Consider the following 16110-nt stretch of genomic DNA (forward strand, 5'->3'; position numbering starts at 1 on the left):
AATGAGTTAATGCGATAATTTTTCACAACATTATCTAATTTTCAAATTACCTTATTATCTCAATTTAAAATATGAAATATTTAAAACTCAGCGGCTTAGAGCCTCTCATCATAACACCAGAAAGCAACTTTATCAACGTTGGTGAAAGAACCAATGTTGCGGGTTCCAAGAAGTTTCTTCGTTTAATAAAGGAAGAAAAATTTGCGGAAGCTTTGGATATTGCTAGAAATCAAGTTGAAGGTGGCGCCCAGATTTTGGATGTCAATTTCGATGATGGATTATTGGACGGAAAAGCCTCGATGGTAAAATTCCTTAATTTGATTGCTTCCGAACCGGATATTGCGAGAATTCCAATTATGATAGACTCTTCAAAATGGGAAATTTTGGAGGCTGGACTTCAAGTGGTTCAAGGGAAACCTGTCGTGAATTCTATTTCGTTGAAAGAAGGCGAAGAAGAATTCATCAAGCATGCGAAAGCGATAAAACGTTATGGCGCCGCAGCGATTATCATGGCGTTTGACGAAGTTGGACAAGCTGATAATTATGAACGAAGAATAGAAATTTCGAAGCGTTCTTATGATATTTTGGTGAATAAAGTTGGTTTTCCTGCCGAGGATATTATTTTCGATTTGAATATTTTCCCTGTAGCAACTGGAATGGAAGAACATCGTCGCAATGCGATTGATTTCATTGAAGCAACAAAATGGGTTCGCGAAAATCTTCCACATGTTTCGGTGAGTGGCGGCGTTTCCAATGTTTCGTTTTCGTTTCGTGGGAATGATGGTGTGAGAGAGGCGATGCACTCGGTTTTCTTGTATCACGCGATCAAAAATGGGATGAATATGGGAATTGTAAATCCAACAATGTTGGAAGTTTACGACGAAATTCCGAAAGAACTCTTGGAATTGGTAGAAGACGTAATGCTCGACCGTCGCGATGATGCCACTGAAAGACTTCTCGATTATTCCGAAACGCATAAATCTACAAAGAAAGAAAAAGTCGAAGATTTATCTTGGCGAGAACTTCCTTTGCAAGACCGAATTACACATGCTTTGGTCAAAGGAATCGACCGATTTATCGAGGAAGATGTAGAAATTGCCCGTCAACAAGCAGAAAAACCACTTCACGTTATCGAAGTCAATTTGATGACAGGAATGGGCGTTGTTGGTGACCTTTTCGGAAGTGGAAAAATGTTTTTGCCACAAGTGGTAAAATCTGCTCGTGTAATGAAGCGTGCAGTTGCGTATTTGCAACCATTTATCGAAGCTGCAAAAGATGGTAGCAAACCAACTAACGGAAAAGTTTTGATGGCAACCGTAAAAGGTGATGTTCACGATATTGGAAAAAATATTGTGAGTGTGGTTTTGGGTTGTAACAATTACGAAATCGTGGATTTGGGTGTGATGGTTCCTGCCGAAAAGATTATTCAGACTGCGATTGATGAGAATGTTGATGTTATTGGTTTGAGTGGTTTGATTACGCCAAGCTTGGACGAAATGGTGCATATCGCCGCAGAATTGGAAAGACAAAATCTTGATTTCCCTTTGATGATTGGTGGTGCAACGACTTCTAAAGCGCACACTGCGGTAAAAATTGACCCAAAATATAAAAACACCGTTATCCATGTTAATGATGCTTCTAGAGCGGTTAACGTGGTGAGTTCTTTATTAAACAAGGAAAAATCCAATGTTTATGGTTTGGATTTGAAAAAAGAATACGAAGATTTCCGTGAAAAATTCTTGAATCGTCAAGTCGATAAAGAATATGTTTCGATTGAGGAAGCGCGGGAACAGAAGTTTAAAATTGATTGGGAAAACGAAAGTATTTCGGTTCCAAAAAAGTTGGGAATTACGATTATTGAAGACCAAAAATTGGATGATTTGATTGACTTTATCGACTGGTCACCATTTTTCAGAAGTTGGCAGCTGTTTGGGAAATTTCCAGATATTTTGACGGACGAAATAGTTGGTGAACAAGCAACAATTCTTTTTGATGAAGCGAAATTAATGCTCAAAAAAATTCTTGAAGAAAAGAGTTTTAAAGCAAAAGGTATTTTCGGAATTTTCCCCGCAAACGCTAATGAACAAGACGATATTTTGGTGTATGACGAGAATCAAAATGTGATTTCAACATTCCGAACATTGAGACAACAGCATAAAAAATCGGCTGGTAAAGAATACTTCGCATTATCGGATTTTGTGGCACCAGAAAGCATCGGTAAGCAAGATTATTTCGGGGTTTTCTGTGTTTGCACTGGTTTTGGTGCAGATGAATTAGCGAAAGAATACGAAGACCAAAATGACGATTACAACGCAATTATGGTAAAAGCGTTGGCAGACCGTTTTGCAGAAGCTTTTGCCGAATATCTGCACAAAAAAGTGAGAACAGAATATTGGGGTTATTCGGAAGACGAAACTTTGGACAATGAAGATTTGATTAAAGAAAAATATTTAGGAATTCGTCCAGCTCCTGGTTATCCAGCTTGTCCAGACCATTTGGAAAAATTGACGATTTGGGATTTATTAAAAGTAGAAGAAAATATCGGCGTTAGCTTGACCGAAAGTTTGGCAATGTGGCCAACAGCAGCTGTTTCGGGATATTATTTTGGAAATCCAAAATCAAAATATTTCGGGGTTGGGAAAATTTCGGAAGACCAATTAAAAGATTACGCTGGACGAAAAAATGTAGATATAGAATTTGCGAGAAAATGGTTAGCTCCGAATCTTTCGGAGGTGTAATGAGTTTAAAATTTAGGTTTGAAGTTTAATGTTGAAAGTTTTCTGGTTGATCTTGGGAAGAACGAAGATTTAACTTATAGCAAGAAACTTAAAACTCGAAACTTGAAAACGCGCATCTCACACCTCAAACCGCGTAAGCGATGGTAGCGGATATCCTTTTTTTGGTGACTGAGCGAAGCCGAAGTCACCAAAAAAAGATAGTAGCGAACGTAGCGACCCGAGCGGCTGGAAAAGCTTGGCGAGGGATACGCCCAAATAAAAAAAAAACAAAATGAAAGTAACAGAACATATTGAAAAAGCAAACGGAAAAACATTGTTTTCCTTTGAGATATTGCCGCCTTTGAAAGGGCAAAACATAAAGTCGATTTTTGATGGAATTGATCCGTTGATGGAGTTTAATCCTTCATTTATCGACGTGACTTATCACCGTGAAGAATATGAGTACATCGAGCGCCAAGACGGACTTTTGGAAAAGCGTGTGGTAAGAAAACGCCCCGGAACGGTGGGGATTTGTGCGGCAATTCAAAATAAATACAAAGTGGATGCTGTGCCACATATTTTATGTGGTGGTTTTAGTCGTGAAGACACCGAAAATTTCTTAATTGACTTGGATTTTTTGGGTATCGAAAATGTAGTGGCACTTCGTGGCGATGCCGTGAAATCAGAGATTTATTTTAAGCCTGAGAAAAATGGTCATGCCAATGCGAGCGACTTGGTGAAGCAGATTCAAGGTTTGAATTCTGGGGATTATCTGGATGAATCTTTGGAGAATTCTTGTCCGACCACTTTTTGCATCGGCGTCGCTGGCTATCCCGAAAAACACATGGAAGCGGCGAGTCTTTCGCAGGATTTGCAATATTTGAAAAAGAAAGTGGAAGCTGGTGCGGATTACATTGTGACGCAAATGTTTTTTGATAACGAAAAGTATTTTGAATTCGTTGATAAATGTCGTGAGGAAGGGATAAATGTTCCGATAATTCCAGGATTAAAACCTTTGGTAACGAAAAGCCAGTTGAGTATGATTCCGCACCGTTTTAAGGTGGATATTCCGAATGATTTAGTGATTGAAGTCGCGAAAAGTAAAGACAATAAAGCTGTAAAAGAAATCGGCATCGAATGGTGCATCCAACAAAGTAAGGAACTTCTGGAAAGGGGTGCTCCTGTTTTGCACTATTACACGATGGGGAAAAGCGAGATTACGAAGAGAATCGCATCGTCTGTTTTTTAAAAAGATAAAAGACCTCTGCTATGAGGTTTTTTTTTTAGTTTTTGATAAAGCGTATCGTTTCAGATTTTGTATCTGATTTTAGAACAAGATAATAAATACCAGAATTAAGTTTTTGAACATCAATTCTAAATTCGATGATGTCGCCATTAGAAACTAATCCTCCTGTTTGGTCAATGACTTCAAATCGATTGTAGTCTTTTTTAGAAATAGTAATGTAATCTTTAGTTGGGTTAGGATAGATTTTAACACTATTAATATTGTTGTCCAGTGTTCCCAAATCACCTTTTTGTGCTAACCACAATACTGAATTTACTAATAAAGGACGATGGTTGCCATTGGCATCGTCTGTGTAACCATTGTATAAAGAATCGCCGGAATCACCTGTGCCATCATCAGGCACCGAACTATCTCCTAAAGCGACGATTTTCCCAGTACCATAAGTAGAAGTAAGAAGCATAACATTTGTTGTGCTAGTCTGTGATGTATTATTTGTGAAGATAAGTGGTTGCACCGATGGATTTGCGGTTTTATTAATTTGCATCGTCGAACCATTGGAAAATTGCATTGCCGTTGGTTTTCCCATTGGCCCATTTAGGATAAGTGGATTGGTGCTAGTCGCAACAAAATTTGTACTTGTTTGGCTAACGTTGGTTTTACTAAAACTGAATCCAAAAGGATTACTTACAACACCGTTGTTGGTGAAAAGATCGTTCCAGACCATTGGGGAGTCCCAACCGTCGTTGTTTCTATCACTAATGTCATGATCTGCGATAATGTATAATCCGCCACCGTTTTTTACAAAGTTTATAATGGCTTGTTTTTCAGTCATACTAAATGGCATATTGGGCTCATCGACAATGTATACGTCATAGTTAGAAAGATCTTGAGGATTGCTAGCATCTTGGTAGGTAATTTTCGCATTGTATGGTAGACTTTCAATGGTCATGCCTTGTCGTGCCAAGTCAATTGCCCAATAGCTAAGTGCACCATTCCAGTAGGTTTCGGAGGTGGTTGCTGTAATATTGGATTGAGCTGGTGTTGGGACGCGTTGCGGGTTAGACTGCGTGCCACCAGTTGTTACTGTGGTTCCTGTCTTTAAGTTGTGTAGATCTGCGTCAATAACCCAATCGGCATTGCCTGCCATTTCTGCTTTTGTAGCATCAAACAATACTTTCTTTTGTGCTTGTAGATTAAGGAAAATTCCACAAACTATTAAAAGACTGAATTTAGTTTTCATTATTTCGAAATTAAGGGCTGTAAAAGTAGAAAGTTTAATGACCGCTTTATTGAGAAATAGCTTAAAATTTAATTAATATTTCATGAATGCTAAAAAACAAAAAACCCAATCTTCAGATTGGGTTTTTATATTGTTCAAATGCTAAAAATTAAGCATTAACTTCGATAGATACGAAAGATCTATTATTTGCTTTTTTTCTAAAAACAACTTTACCGTCAACTAGTGCGAACAAAGTGTGATCTTTACCGATACCTACGTTTTCACCTGGGTGGTGTTGCGTACCTCTTTGTCTTACAATGATGTTACCAGCGATAGCTTCTTGACCACCGAAGATTTTAACACCTAATCTCTTAGAGTGAGATTCTCTACCGTTTTTGGAGCTACCAACCCCTTTCTTGTGTGCCATTTCTTTGTGCTGTTATTTTTTAAGTTCTTTAAAATCTGCGATGTGCTTTTCGATTAACGCATCAACTTCCTCGTGAGTTAAGATTTTTTTCTCCAACTCAACTTTCAAAGCTTTACCTAAAGTGATAAGAGTTTCTCTATTTTCTTTAGACTGAGAAAGATTGTTTTTCTTTAAGTGATAGTTCAACTCGTGATCTTCACCAAAGTTTACAGTTTTGTTGTCAGAAAGCGCTCCTGAAGTTTCAGTTTTAGCTTCTTTCTTTACAACTTCTTTTTTAGCTGGCTTAGCGCTAGCATCAAAACCTGTAATAGAAACAACTTGGATTTGAGTTAATTGTTGTCTATGACCGTTTTTCTTAGCATAACCTTTTCTTCTTTTCTTTTTGAAAACGATTACTTTGTCAGCCTGAACGTGGTCAAGGATTTCTACTTCTACAGCGATACCGCTTACAGCTGGGGCGCCAACAGTTACTGCTCCGTTAACAGTCATAAGAACTTTATCAAAAGATACTTTTGATCCTTTATCTCCTGCTAGACGGTTTACAAACAACTTTTGGTCTTGCTCAACTTTATATTGAAGCCCTGCTATTTCTACAATTGCAAACATTGTTTATGATTTTTATATAATTATTCGAGGTGCAAAAGTAGACAATTTATTTAACAAGCACAATATTTATTTCACTTTTTTCAAATATTTGACGCTCAGTACTTTTTATTTTTATTAGGGGCAGCATTTCCGCCCTCCGTTCCCGCTATTTTTTTCCAAGCCTTAGCCAAACCAAAAAAATGAGCTCCACTCAGGTCGGGCTGCGACAGTCTCGTGGAAAAAATACAAGGCTTTCAGAGTTTCAAAACTCTCGAAGCCTTATCACCAATTAGAATTTCAAATTTCAAATTTCGAATTTCGAATTTCAAATAGTTGCAAAATCTCTTTCACAAAACAATTTTATATTTAATCTGATAATCTTAATTAATCTCAATAAATTTGAGCATTGAAAATTTTATCAATGCTAAATTTCATCAAGAAAAATATTGCCAAAGTTTGGGCAAAAAAACATGTTGCCACAACCCAAGGTTTTAAAAATAACGCTGCAAAAGATCAAGAAGCGCTACTTTTAGATTTGGTCAAAACAGCCGAAAAAACATTATTCGGACGCGAGCATCAGTTCGAAAATATTAAGTCCATCGATGATTTTCAAAAACTTGTTCCCATCGCAGATTACGAAGATCTGAAACCTTACATCGAAAAAGTAAAGCGTGGTCAAGCCAAAATTCTTTGGCCAGATCTTCCTGAATATTTTGCAAAAACTTCTGGCACAACGTCTGGCGCCAAATATATTCCGATTTCCAAAGAAGGAATGCCTTATCAAGTTGCTGCGGCGCAAAGTGCAATATTTCATTACATCGCCCAAAAGGGAAATGCCGATTTCGTCAACGGAAAAATGATTTTCCTACAAGGTTCACCCGAGTTAGAAGAAGTTAATGGCGTTAAAACCGGACGTCTTTCAGGGATTGTTGCACATCATATTCCTAATTATTTACAAAAAAATCGTTTGCCAAGTTGGGAAACCAATTGCATCGAAGATTGGGAAACCAAAGTTGATAAAATTGTAGAAGAAACCGAATCTCAAAACATGACCTTAATTTCTGGGATTCCGCCTTGGTTGATTATGTATTTTGAAAAACTAACAGAAAAGCATAATAAGAAAATTACCCAAATTTTCCCAAACCTTCAATTGATTATTACTGGCGGCGTTAACTACGAGCCTTATCGCGAAAAGATGAATGATTTGTTAGGAAAGCCAGTTGACATTGTGCAAACTTTTCCAGCTTCCGAAGGTTTTTTTGCATTTCAAGATGATTATCAAAAGGAAGGTCTTTTGCTATTGACCAATCACGGTATTTTCTACGAATTTGTTCCTTTGGAAGAATTTGGAAAACCGGATGCACATCGTTTAACCATAAAAGATATCGAACTCAATAAAGATTATGCCATGATTTTGACGACCAATTCAGGACTTTGGGCATATTCGATTGGCGATGTTGTGAGATTTATTGACAAAAATCCGCATCGTGTTTTGGTGAGTGGAAGGACCAAACATTTTACGTCTGCATTTGGTGAACACGTTATCGCTTTCGAAGTTGAAGAAGCGATGAAAGCAACGGTTGAGAAATTTCCTTGTCAGATTACAGAATTTCATTTGGCGCCACAAGTTAATCCTGAAGAAGGCTTGCCTTACCACGAATGGTTTATCGAGTTTGCTAAAGAACCAAATGATTTAGAGAAATTTCGAGTAGAGTTGGATCAACAATTACGACAACGAAATACGTATTATGATGATTTAATTTCTGGAAATATTCTTCAAGTTTTAAAAATTAAAAGTTTAAAAAAGAATGCGTTCCAAGATTATGCAAAATCCGAAGGTAAGCTTGGCGGTCAGAATAAAATTCCTAGATTAGCGAATGATAGAAAAATTGCTGACTTTCTAGAAAAACTCTAAGCTTATGAAAAAAATATTTCCGATTTTAGTTATGGTTTGTTTGTTGTTAAGCGCTTGTAGAACGACGAAGTATAAGCAGGAGTGGGGGAATAATTTTTTGGAAGTCAAAGCTGGATCCAAATATCATTTTAAAACTTTTTCGAATGGCGAGTTTAAAATGGCTGTGACAAGTGTTGAGAAAGACAGTATTTTCGGGATTCGCCACAAAGAAAATGTTGGAATTGCAAAAAAGGATATTAGAATTATCAAAAAAGATAGTCCTGTTGGTACAGCCGCTTTGCTGGTAGGTATTGCTGGATCGGGAACACTAATCTATTTGTTAGCAAAAGCAACAACTAATTTTGGACATGGTTTTGGACACGAATATGAAGATTAATTTTTTCAATTTCTTAATCTAAATCAATTCGAGATTTAACTTAAATATTTTTCTTTGTTAAATGATTTCATTTGAACCATTAAAGGTTTTAAAAAACCAAGAATACAGAAATCTTCTTTCGGGAAGATTCTTTTTGATTATAGCCTTTCGTATGTTGGCAACTTTGCTAGGTTGGTGGGTTTATCAATTGACGAAAGATCCTTTGTCTATTGGACTTATCGGGCTTTCGGAAGTTATTCCGGCGGTCGGCAGCGCATTATACGCGGGACATGTTATCGACAATAATGAAAAAAAGAAAATGCTTTTGATGTGTAATTATGCATATGTTTTTCTGATAAGCTTTCTTTTAATTCCAGCATTTTTAGGACATCGACTACATTTTTCAGGACATGAAATCACCTATTTTATTTACGGAATTATATTTTTCACAGGGATTTGTCGCGCGTTTTTAGGACCACTTGTTCCATCGATGATTCCCAAAATCGTGAAAATGGAAAATCTTCCTTATGCAGTCACCATGAATCAGGCAACGTTTTTAACGGCTTCGGTCTCGGGACATGCTATTGGAGGATTTTTAATTGCTTTAATCACCATCAAATATACTTTGGTTGTTATAATCTGTAGTATGATTATCGCGTCGTTTTTCTTTTGGAGTTTGAACAAACAATTTCCTGTTGTTAAGCACGACGAAAAACCAGAAGTTTGGAAGAGTATCAAAGAAGGACTTTCTTTTATTGTCCGAACTAAAGAGATTCTTGGCGCACAAATGCTCGATATGTTTGCAGTGCTGTTTGGTGGCGCAGTTGCAATGATTCCCGTTTTTGCAAGTGACATTCTCAAAGTCGGTTCCGAAGGTTTTGGATTGTTAAACGCAGCTTCTGATATCGGTTCGATGTGCATTATTATCTTTTTGTCTTTAGTTCCATTAAAGAAAAATCAAGGCAAAATATTGTTATGCGTTGCCGCAGGATTTGGACTTTGTATCATCGGATTTGGTTTATCAAAACTCTATTGGTTAAGTTTCGGATTCTTAATGCTGAGCGGAATGCTTGATGGTATCAGCGTTGTCATCCGCGGAACCATTGTACAACTCAAAACGCCTGACGAATTGCGCGGTCGTGTGATGAGCGTTAATTCAATTTTTATTATGTCGAGCAATGAGTTGGGACAATTCGAAAGTGGCGTTATGGCTAAGATTTTTGGTGTTGCCAGATCGGTAGTTATCGGTGGTGCGTTGACGCTTGGTACCGCAATATTCATTGGTTCTACATCGCCAAAACTTCGAAAAATGGAATATTAGTTTTTCCTCCGAGAAAGTTCCGAAGGAACGATTTAATTTAGCATAGGATGAAGTCCTATGAAAACGAGGTAATGATTTAAATTAAAACATAAAACAAAGGCGGACATTTCGTAGAAATGTCCGCTTTTGTTTTATTTAGAAAAATTTGAAAATTAGTTAATCAATTCAAATCTTGCATATTCAGCAATTTTCTTTGGAAGTTTGATGCCTTCCACAGTTTGGTTGTTTTCCAAAAGCGCTGCCATAATTCTTGGAAGAGCCATTGCAGAACCGTTTAGCGTATGTACCAATTGTGTTTTTCCATCCGCTTTATAACGACATTTAAGTCTGTTCGCTTGGAAAGTTTCAAAATTCGAAACAGAAGATACTTCTAACCATTTTTCTTGAGCTGCACTCCAAACTTCAAAATCATAAGTCATTGCTGCAGCAAAACCTGTATCGCCACCACAAAGTCTCAAAATTCTGTAAGGCAATTCAAGATCTTCAAGAATTGATTTGATGTGTTCTACCATTTCTTCAAGAACAGCATAAGAGTTTTCTGGCTTTTCAATTCTAACGATTTCAACTTTTTCAAATTGGTGAAGACGGTTAAGACCTCTCACGTGCGCGCCATAACTTCCAGCTTCTCTTCTGTAACATTGTGAGAAAGCCGTATTTTTAATAGGAAGCTCTTTTTCATCCAAGATAACATCACGGTAGATATTTGTCACAGGAACTTCAGCTGTTGGGATAAGGTACAAATCGTCCGCACCGATATAATACATTTGACCTTCTTTATCTGGCAATTGTCCCGTTCCGTAACCAGAAGCTTCGTTAACAACATGTGGCGGATTAACTTCTAGATAACCAGCATCAGTGTTTTTGTCCAAGAAATATTGTACCAAAGCACGTTGTAGTCTCGCACCTTTTCCAAGATAAACAGGGAAGCCAGCGCCAGCGATTTTAACACCTAATTCAAAGTCGATAAGATTATATTTCTTCGCCAATTCCCAATGTGGAATCGCACCTTCTCCAAGCCCTTCAACTGGCGTTGATTGGAAGATATTTTCGTTGTCGTCAGCAGAAATACCAGCAACAACCTTTTCGTAAGGGATGTTCGGGATTTGATACAGAATATCTAACAAAGCCTTTTCGGCATCGTTAAGTTGTTGTTGTAATTCTTTACTCGATTCTTTGTATTGCGCTGTTTGAGATTTAGCAGCTTCGGCGTCGTCTTTTCGTCCTTCTTTCATCATGATACCAATTTCTTTCGAAATTTTGTTCATTTCAGCAAGTTGGGAGTCAAGGTCGAACTGAAGTTTTTTTCTGTTGTCGTCTGCGGAAATGGCAGCATCTACCAATTCTAGATTTTTGAAATGACGTTTCTTTAAACCTTCAATAACGCGCTCCTTTTCATCGCGTAAAAAATTAACTTGTAACATAATTTTGTTGTTAGTATATTGATGTTGTTGATGTTTTCTGTTTTAAAAATGATTTTAAAAAACCTAAAACATCAGTTAAGATTGCAAAATTAGTGATTTTTATTTCACGATGTTGACAATATTCGGTTGAGTGTCAGTTTTTGTGAAGACTAATTTGTTAGAATGCCACATTTTGGAAACTTCAAATTTTTGTGGCGTCCAATTGTATTCGATTCTGATGGTGTCGTCATCGACAGAATTTTGTGTTTCAGTTATTTTTTTTGTGAAACGCATAATCATACTCGAATAATAACTTTTGGAATCTGGATTGATCGAATCTTTTATCAAGCGCGTTGCACCAGCCACATATTCGACATAGCGGATGGAATCGCTGTTTATTAAAATCGAAGAAGTGACAGGTTTTTGATCCGTATCAGCCAATAAATCTAGTAAAGCAACACTCGTGTAGTTGCCTGCAATTTTTGGTTTTAACAAGTCTTTACCGTCTGCATTCTTAACATAGATATTAAGGACTTGGTCAATCTGTTGGATAGATTCTTCATCTTGACGACAAGCCAAAAGACTAAAAACGGCGATAAGAAAAATTGAAATTTTTTGTTTCATCACGACAAAGATAAAAAGATATCAACGAATAACTTAGTTTTCAAAATATTTTTGATACCATAATTCGAAAGTGACAAGTTGCCAAAGTCTTACATAATCCATTGGTTCTTGCGCTTCTTGTTGCCATTTATCAATAATTTCAGATTTAAAGAAACCACGTTTTTTTAGGTTTTTTAAATTGTCCGAAACAAAATTTTTAGCTTTATCATTGGATTGAATAAAATAGGCAAGTGGAAAACTAAAACCTTTTTTTGGCATTTCTAAAACTTCTTTTGGAAGAAAATTTTGTGCTACTTTTCTTAATAAAGGTTTATTGATAATGCCGTTATAACGAATATTGGTAGGCAATTGCGAAACATAATCTATCAGTTTGTTACTTAGATATGGATAGCGAAATTCGATGCCGTATTTCATGGCGCTAAGATCGTCTCTAAAAACGTGATGTGACGATAAAGAATAGGCGATATCGTATTCGAATAGACCTTCGTAATTTTCTTTATCGGTTAAATGAAATTCGTTTAAATTAAAATTATTTTTGGATTTAATCTCGTTTGAAAATAGAGACATCGCTTCAGCTGGACGCATTCCGGATTGACTTTGACGGAAGAAATCAAACATTGAATCTTGAGAAAAATAGTTTTTTACTTTTCGCGAAAATTTATCATTTGTAAAAATAAAATTCTTAACAAAGTTGAATTTTTTAAGCTTTTGCCATTTTCCTAGTTTTAAAGAATGCTCGTAACCGCCAAAAAGTTCGTCCGCGCCATTGCCACTTAATACCACTTTGTAGCCTTTTTTATTTGCAAATTGAGTAGCATTTATTAATACTTCGAGGCTGCAATAAGGCTCTTCAAAATGTTGAATATTTTCTTTCAAATTGTTGAGAACTTCCTCGTCATCAACTTTTTTTATAAGATGAGGTATGTCTAAAGTTTTTGCAACCAAACTTGCATTTTCAACTTCTTGATCGGAGAATTTATACGAAATAGTGAACGCCGTAATATCATTGTGAAATGCTTTCGACTTCGCAGTTATTAAAGTAGAATCGATGCCACCGCTCATCATACTTGCTACAGGAACATCTGCAAAAAGCTGTTCGTCAACGCTTTCTGCTAATAATTGGTCAACTTGTTTTTGCGCTTCTTCTAAGCTAATATTTGTGCTTTTTATATTTGGAAGTTTCCAAAAAGATTGGATTTTTGTTTCAAAATTCTCTAAGTTTATCGATAGCCAATGCGCTGGTTTTAAAGAATAAATTCCTTCAAAACAAGTGTCCGGCGCCAAGGTTGTTTGGAAAAGAAAATTAGTATAAATCCCACGCCAGTTGATTTCTGGTTTTATCCAATCAGCTTTTAATATTGCTTTTATCTCGGAAGCCCAAATAATATTTTCATCTTTTTTTAGTGAATAGAAAAGTGGTTTTAATCCCATTCTATCCCTTGCAAGTAATAATTTTTTACTTTCTAAATCAATGATGCTGATGGCGAACATACCATCTAATTTTTCAAAAATAGCTTCTTTCCAATGTAGATAGCCGTTGAGGATAACTTCGGTGTCGGTTTGACTTAAAAATTGATAACCTAAATTTTCTAGTTCGACACGGATTTTTTTAAAATTATAAATCTCGCCATTAAAGTTAATAATACATTTACCATCCGATGTTGACATTGGTTGATGTCCTTTTTCGGATAAATCCAAAATTGAAAGTCTTCGGAATCCAACCGCGATATTGGAGTTTTCGACTGCAGTAAGAAGAGGTTGTTTTGATTTAATTTCTGAAATGCTATCAGTTCCCGAAAAGAAATTTCCATTGTTGAGATCGCCAAGCCAAAAACCTTCGTCATCGGGACCACGGTGCGTAATAGCTTTATTCATTTCCAAAATATTTTTGGAAGAAAGCTTTTTGTTAATTGAAAAATAACCAGTGATACCGCACATTAGGAAAGTTTTTTTGATTCGTAAAAATAAGCAATTGCTGGTAGAATTCCGGATAATGTAAGACAGCCAAATGTAATATATGCGACACCAATTAACCCAAATTTTGGAATTATTAAGTATAATGAAACTGAAGTCAAAAGGAGCATTAATACGGAGATTTTTAAGTTCCACATCGATTTTCCGATAGAAGCTAGCATGTACACAAACAAAACTCGGAAAATTAAGGACATAACTGCTGCCAATAGTAAAATGTTGTAAATTGTTGTATCTGCATATTGCTTTCCGAAAATTCCTAGAACTTGTTTACTGAAAAAATAGCCGACTAAATATATAGCAACACCAACAATGGTAAATAATTTCAGGTAATTAAATACAAAGTGATATTGGTACTTTTTGTCTCTGTGATGTTGACAAAGTTTTGGATATTCAGTTTGCATAAAGATAAAACCTAAAACTAAAATATTCATTGGGATCATCGCGCTAACTTTATAATGCGCAACATCGGCATCTGTCATCAGCCAGCCAATAAAAAAAATATCAAGGATAAAAACCAATTCGCCAACTTGCGTTGTTAATGCCGTTGTCGACGAAAAATTCCAAAATTCTTTTTTATTAAAATTCTGTAAGTGATTGCTTTTAAAACTTAAATTAAACTTTCGATCAAACAAAAGATACGAGAAAGGTGCAATAACCAAACTAATAATAAAGCCTTCGAAATGCCAAAAATAAGTAAGCACCAAACTTAAAATCAAACTTAAAACAGAAATAAAAATATCTAGTTTAGCATAAGATTCGTTATCGAGATTGGCGCGATATTCTGCTTTTTTCTGTTCAGATAAATAGAAGCCAAGAAAGCGAATGAGAAATAAAGCAATAAGATATATTTTTGAATGTTCGTTCCAATAGAGAAATCCTGCAACGAGAAACATAATTGCGGTAAGTACGAAATTGTAAATCAACCCATAGGAAAAAGCATAAGAAAAAAAACGCTCTTTTTCTTTTTGATCATGTATGGTTGGACCGTATTTTAAAACGCCTTGTGCTGCTCCAAATCCTGAGATTGCTAAAAATATTCCTAAAAAATTTAATGCAAAAGTGGCCATCCCAAACTCGTCCATTGTCAACATTCGCGCTCCAAAAAGACTTATAAGAAACGACGAAATTCTTGACACAAATAAGGATGCGCCAACCCAAATTCCTTTTTTTGCGACGAAATTTTGGATGAAGCTTTTCATGATTTTAAAACAGATTCATAAACATTGCTGTACTGCTTAGCAATATTTTTTGGACTATATTTTTCTTCAATGCCTATATGTAAATCTTGCGGATTTGCGAAGGTTTTTTCGTGCAACAGCATCGCCTTCATGGCATCATATAATTGCTCGAGATTATCACGTTCTACCAAAATGCCAGTTTGTGGCGATACAAATTCTGGCGTACCTCCAACCGCAGAAGATATAACTGGAATACCGCAAGCATTGGCCTCAACAATGACACAACCTTGGGTTTCGTTTTCACTAAACAAAATAAAAGCATGTGACTCTTGCATTTTTTCGGCAACTTCATCTAGCTTTAATTTTCCAAAAGTCTTGATGTAAGATTCTGCTTTTAGTTTTTTTATTAAATCTTGGATCGGTCGTAAATCTCCGTCACCTCCGATTAATAATTGGAAATTTTGATGTTGTTGATGTAGTCGATGTGCAACCTCAATTATTTTATCTGGATTTTTTCGTTCCACCAAATTGGAAATATGAACAAAGCTGAAAACATCGTGCTTCTTTTTTTGTTCATTAATTTTAAAAATATCTGTGTTAACGACATTAGAAATCACGTGGATAGGAACTTTAATCCCTAAAACCTCAAGGCCTCTTTTTAGATTTTTACTTACTGGCATCATTGTGGAAGATTGATTTCCAATGTATTTGGCGAAAAATCTCCAAACAGAACCATGTGCATCAGAGGCATTTTCTTGATAAGCCGTCCAATGTTCTGTAATAACAAAGGGGATTTTGTGTTTTTTCTTTAGATAAACAGGGAAGAACAAATTGTTATGCAAAACATTCGCGTGGACAATGTCGGGTTTTTGCATATTTTGAAAGCCTAATTTGTAAGCTTTCATTCTTCTGCTAAAATTGATAAGCGGATTCTTCGTATTTCGATAATAAACGATCAAAGTTTTAAGACCGTTAATTACTTTTTCGTCGAATAGAAATTTTTCCTTTTGGTTAGGATCACCAATCGCATGAAGCACTTCTACATGATGTTGCAAAGCCACGGCTTCTGCGTGGCGTTGTACGAAATTTCCGTTGGTCGGTTCCAATTTATTAGGATACCAAGAAGAAATAAAAAGAACTTTCAAATGC

Annotated in this window: 13 protein-coding genes; 5 read left to right on the top strand and 8 right to left on the bottom strand. The window is 36.1% G+C overall.

The features are described from left to right. Positions 1-71 precede the first annotated feature (71 nt). Positions 72-2738 carry a methionine synthase gene (gene metH / locus B5X62_RS06445; protein WP_079666589.1) on the top strand — a complete coding sequence of 889 codons (2667 nt, stop codon included), beginning with the start codon at positions 72-74 and terminating at the stop codon, positions 2736-2738. Positions 2739-3009: 271 nt separating this feature from the next. After that, a complete protein-coding gene (metF, locus tag B5X62_RS06450) occupies positions 3010-3966 on the top strand; it encodes a methylenetetrahydrofolate reductase [NAD(P)H] (protein WP_079666590.1) in 957 nt (318 codons plus the stop codon). A 34-nt stretch (positions 3967-4000) separates the two neighbouring features. Here the strand turns inward: metF and B5X62_RS06455 are convergent, their stop codons facing one another. From B5X62_RS06455 to rplU, 3 genes are all read right to left on the bottom strand, one after another. Further along, positions 4001-5203 (bottom strand): T9SS type A sorting domain-containing protein, encoded by a 1203-nt coding sequence (locus tag B5X62_RS06455; RefSeq protein ID WP_079666591.1) that lies wholly within the window; start codon positions 5201-5203, stop codon positions 4001-4003. Between the two features lie 148 nt (positions 5204-5351). After that, positions 5352-5609, bottom strand: coding sequence for a 50S ribosomal protein L27 (gene rpmA / locus B5X62_RS06460; RefSeq protein WP_079666592.1), 258 nt, complete (start codon positions 5607-5609; stop codon positions 5352-5354). Positions 5610-5621: 12 nt separating this feature from the next. Then, positions 5622-6215: a 50S ribosomal protein L21 gene (rplU, locus tag B5X62_RS06465; RefSeq protein WP_079666593.1), complete on the bottom strand. Its 594-nt coding sequence runs from the start codon at positions 6213-6215 to the stop codon at positions 5622-5624. Positions 6216-6615: 400 nt separating this feature from the next. Here rplU and B5X62_RS06470 point away from each other — a divergent pair, with 400 nt between their 5' ends. From B5X62_RS06470 to B5X62_RS06480, 3 genes are all read left to right on the top strand, one after another. Beyond that, a complete protein-coding gene (locus tag B5X62_RS06470; protein ID WP_079666594.1) occupies positions 6616-8109 on the top strand; it encodes a GH3 auxin-responsive promoter family protein in 1494 nt (497 codons plus the stop codon). A 4-nt stretch (positions 8110-8113) separates the two neighbouring features. Beyond that, positions 8114-8485 carry a hypothetical protein gene (locus B5X62_RS06475; RefSeq protein ID WP_079666595.1) on the top strand — a complete coding sequence of 124 codons (372 nt, stop codon included), beginning with the start codon at positions 8114-8116 and terminating at the stop codon, positions 8483-8485. 61 nt (positions 8486-8546) lie between these two features. Further along, the gene (locus B5X62_RS06480) at positions 8547-9785 is read left to right on the top strand and encodes an MFS transporter (RefSeq protein WP_079666596.1); all 1239 of its coding nucleotides are present in this window, start codon (positions 8547-8549) and stop codon (positions 9783-9785) included. A 152-nt stretch (positions 9786-9937) separates the two neighbouring features. Here the strand turns inward: B5X62_RS06480 and serS are convergent, their stop codons facing one another. From serS to B5X62_RS06505, 5 genes are all read right to left on the bottom strand, one after another. Next, complete coding sequence (gene serS, locus B5X62_RS06485) at positions 9938-11206, bottom strand: serine--tRNA ligase (protein ID WP_079666597.1); 1269 nt, start codon at positions 11204-11206, stop codon at positions 9938-9940. 99 nt (positions 11207-11305) lie between these two features. Then, positions 11306-11809 (bottom strand): hypothetical protein, encoded by a 504-nt coding sequence (locus tag B5X62_RS06490; RefSeq protein ID WP_079666598.1) that lies wholly within the window; start codon positions 11807-11809, stop codon positions 11306-11308. 33 nt (positions 11810-11842) lie between these two features. Then, the gene (gene asnB / locus B5X62_RS06495; protein WP_079666599.1) at positions 11843-13747 is read right to left on the bottom strand and encodes an asparagine synthase (glutamine-hydrolyzing); all 1905 of its coding nucleotides are present in this window, start codon (positions 13745-13747) and stop codon (positions 11843-11845) included. Further along, positions 13747-14982 (bottom strand): lipopolysaccharide biosynthesis protein, encoded by a 1236-nt coding sequence (locus tag B5X62_RS06500; protein ID WP_079666600.1) that lies wholly within the window; start codon positions 14980-14982, stop codon positions 13747-13749. The genes asnB and B5X62_RS06500 overlap by 1 nt, the downstream gene beginning before the upstream one ends. Continuing rightward, positions 14979-16106, bottom strand: a complete 1128-nt coding sequence (locus tag B5X62_RS06505) for a glycosyltransferase (protein ID WP_079666601.1) — start codon at positions 16104-16106, stop codon at positions 14979-14981. The genes B5X62_RS06500 and B5X62_RS06505 overlap by 4 nt, the downstream gene beginning before the upstream one ends. Positions 16107-16110: the final 4 nt, after the last annotated feature.

Origin of the sequence: Soonwooa buanensis (assembly GCF_900167905.1) — a bacterium.
GTDB classification, from domain to species: Bacteria; Bacteroidota; Bacteroidia; order Flavobacteriales; family Weeksellaceae; genus Soonwooa; species Soonwooa buanensis.

What these genes read in the sequence shown, in the direction of transcription:
- rpmA (WP_079666592.1), bottom strand. Translation starts at nt 5,609, where the DNA reads ATGGCACACAAGAAAGGGGTTGGTAGCTCCAAAAACGGTAGAGAATCT.
- asnB (WP_079666599.1), bottom strand. Translation starts at nt 13,747, where the DNA reads ATGTGCGGTATCACTGGTTATTTTTCAATTAACAAAAAGCTTTCTTCC.
- B5X62_RS06490 (WP_079666598.1), bottom strand. Translation starts at nt 11,809, where the DNA reads ATGAAACAAAAAATTTCAATTTTTCTTATCGCCGTTTTTAGTCTTTTG.
- metH (WP_079666589.1), top strand. Translation starts at nt 72, where the DNA reads ATGAAATATTTAAAACTCAGCGGCTTAGAGCCTCTCATCATAACACCA.
- metF (WP_079666590.1), top strand. Translation starts at nt 3,010, where the DNA reads ATGAAAGTAACAGAACATATTGAAAAAGCAAACGGAAAAACATTGTTT.
- B5X62_RS06475 (WP_079666595.1), top strand. Translation starts at nt 8,114, where the DNA reads ATGAAAAAAATATTTCCGATTTTAGTTATGGTTTGTTTGTTGTTAAGC.
- serS (WP_079666597.1), bottom strand. Translation starts at nt 11,206, where the DNA reads ATGTTACAAGTTAATTTTTTACGCGATGAAAAGGAGCGCGTTATTGAA.
- B5X62_RS06470 (WP_079666594.1), top strand. Translation starts at nt 6,616, where the DNA reads ATGCTAAATTTCATCAAGAAAAATATTGCCAAAGTTTGGGCAAAAAAA.
- rplU (WP_079666593.1), bottom strand. Translation starts at nt 6,215, where the DNA reads ATGTTTGCAATTGTAGAAATAGCAGGGCTTCAATATAAAGTTGAGCAA.
- B5X62_RS06480 (WP_079666596.1), top strand. Translation starts at nt 8,547, where the DNA reads ATGATTTCATTTGAACCATTAAAGGTTTTAAAAAACCAAGAATACAGA.
- B5X62_RS06500 (WP_079666600.1), bottom strand. Translation starts at nt 14,982, where the DNA reads ATGAAAAGCTTCATCCAAAATTTCGTCGCAAAAAAAGGAATTTGGGTT.
- B5X62_RS06455 (WP_079666591.1), bottom strand. Translation starts at nt 5,203, where the DNA reads ATGAAAACTAAATTCAGTCTTTTAATAGTTTGTGGAATTTTCCTTAAT.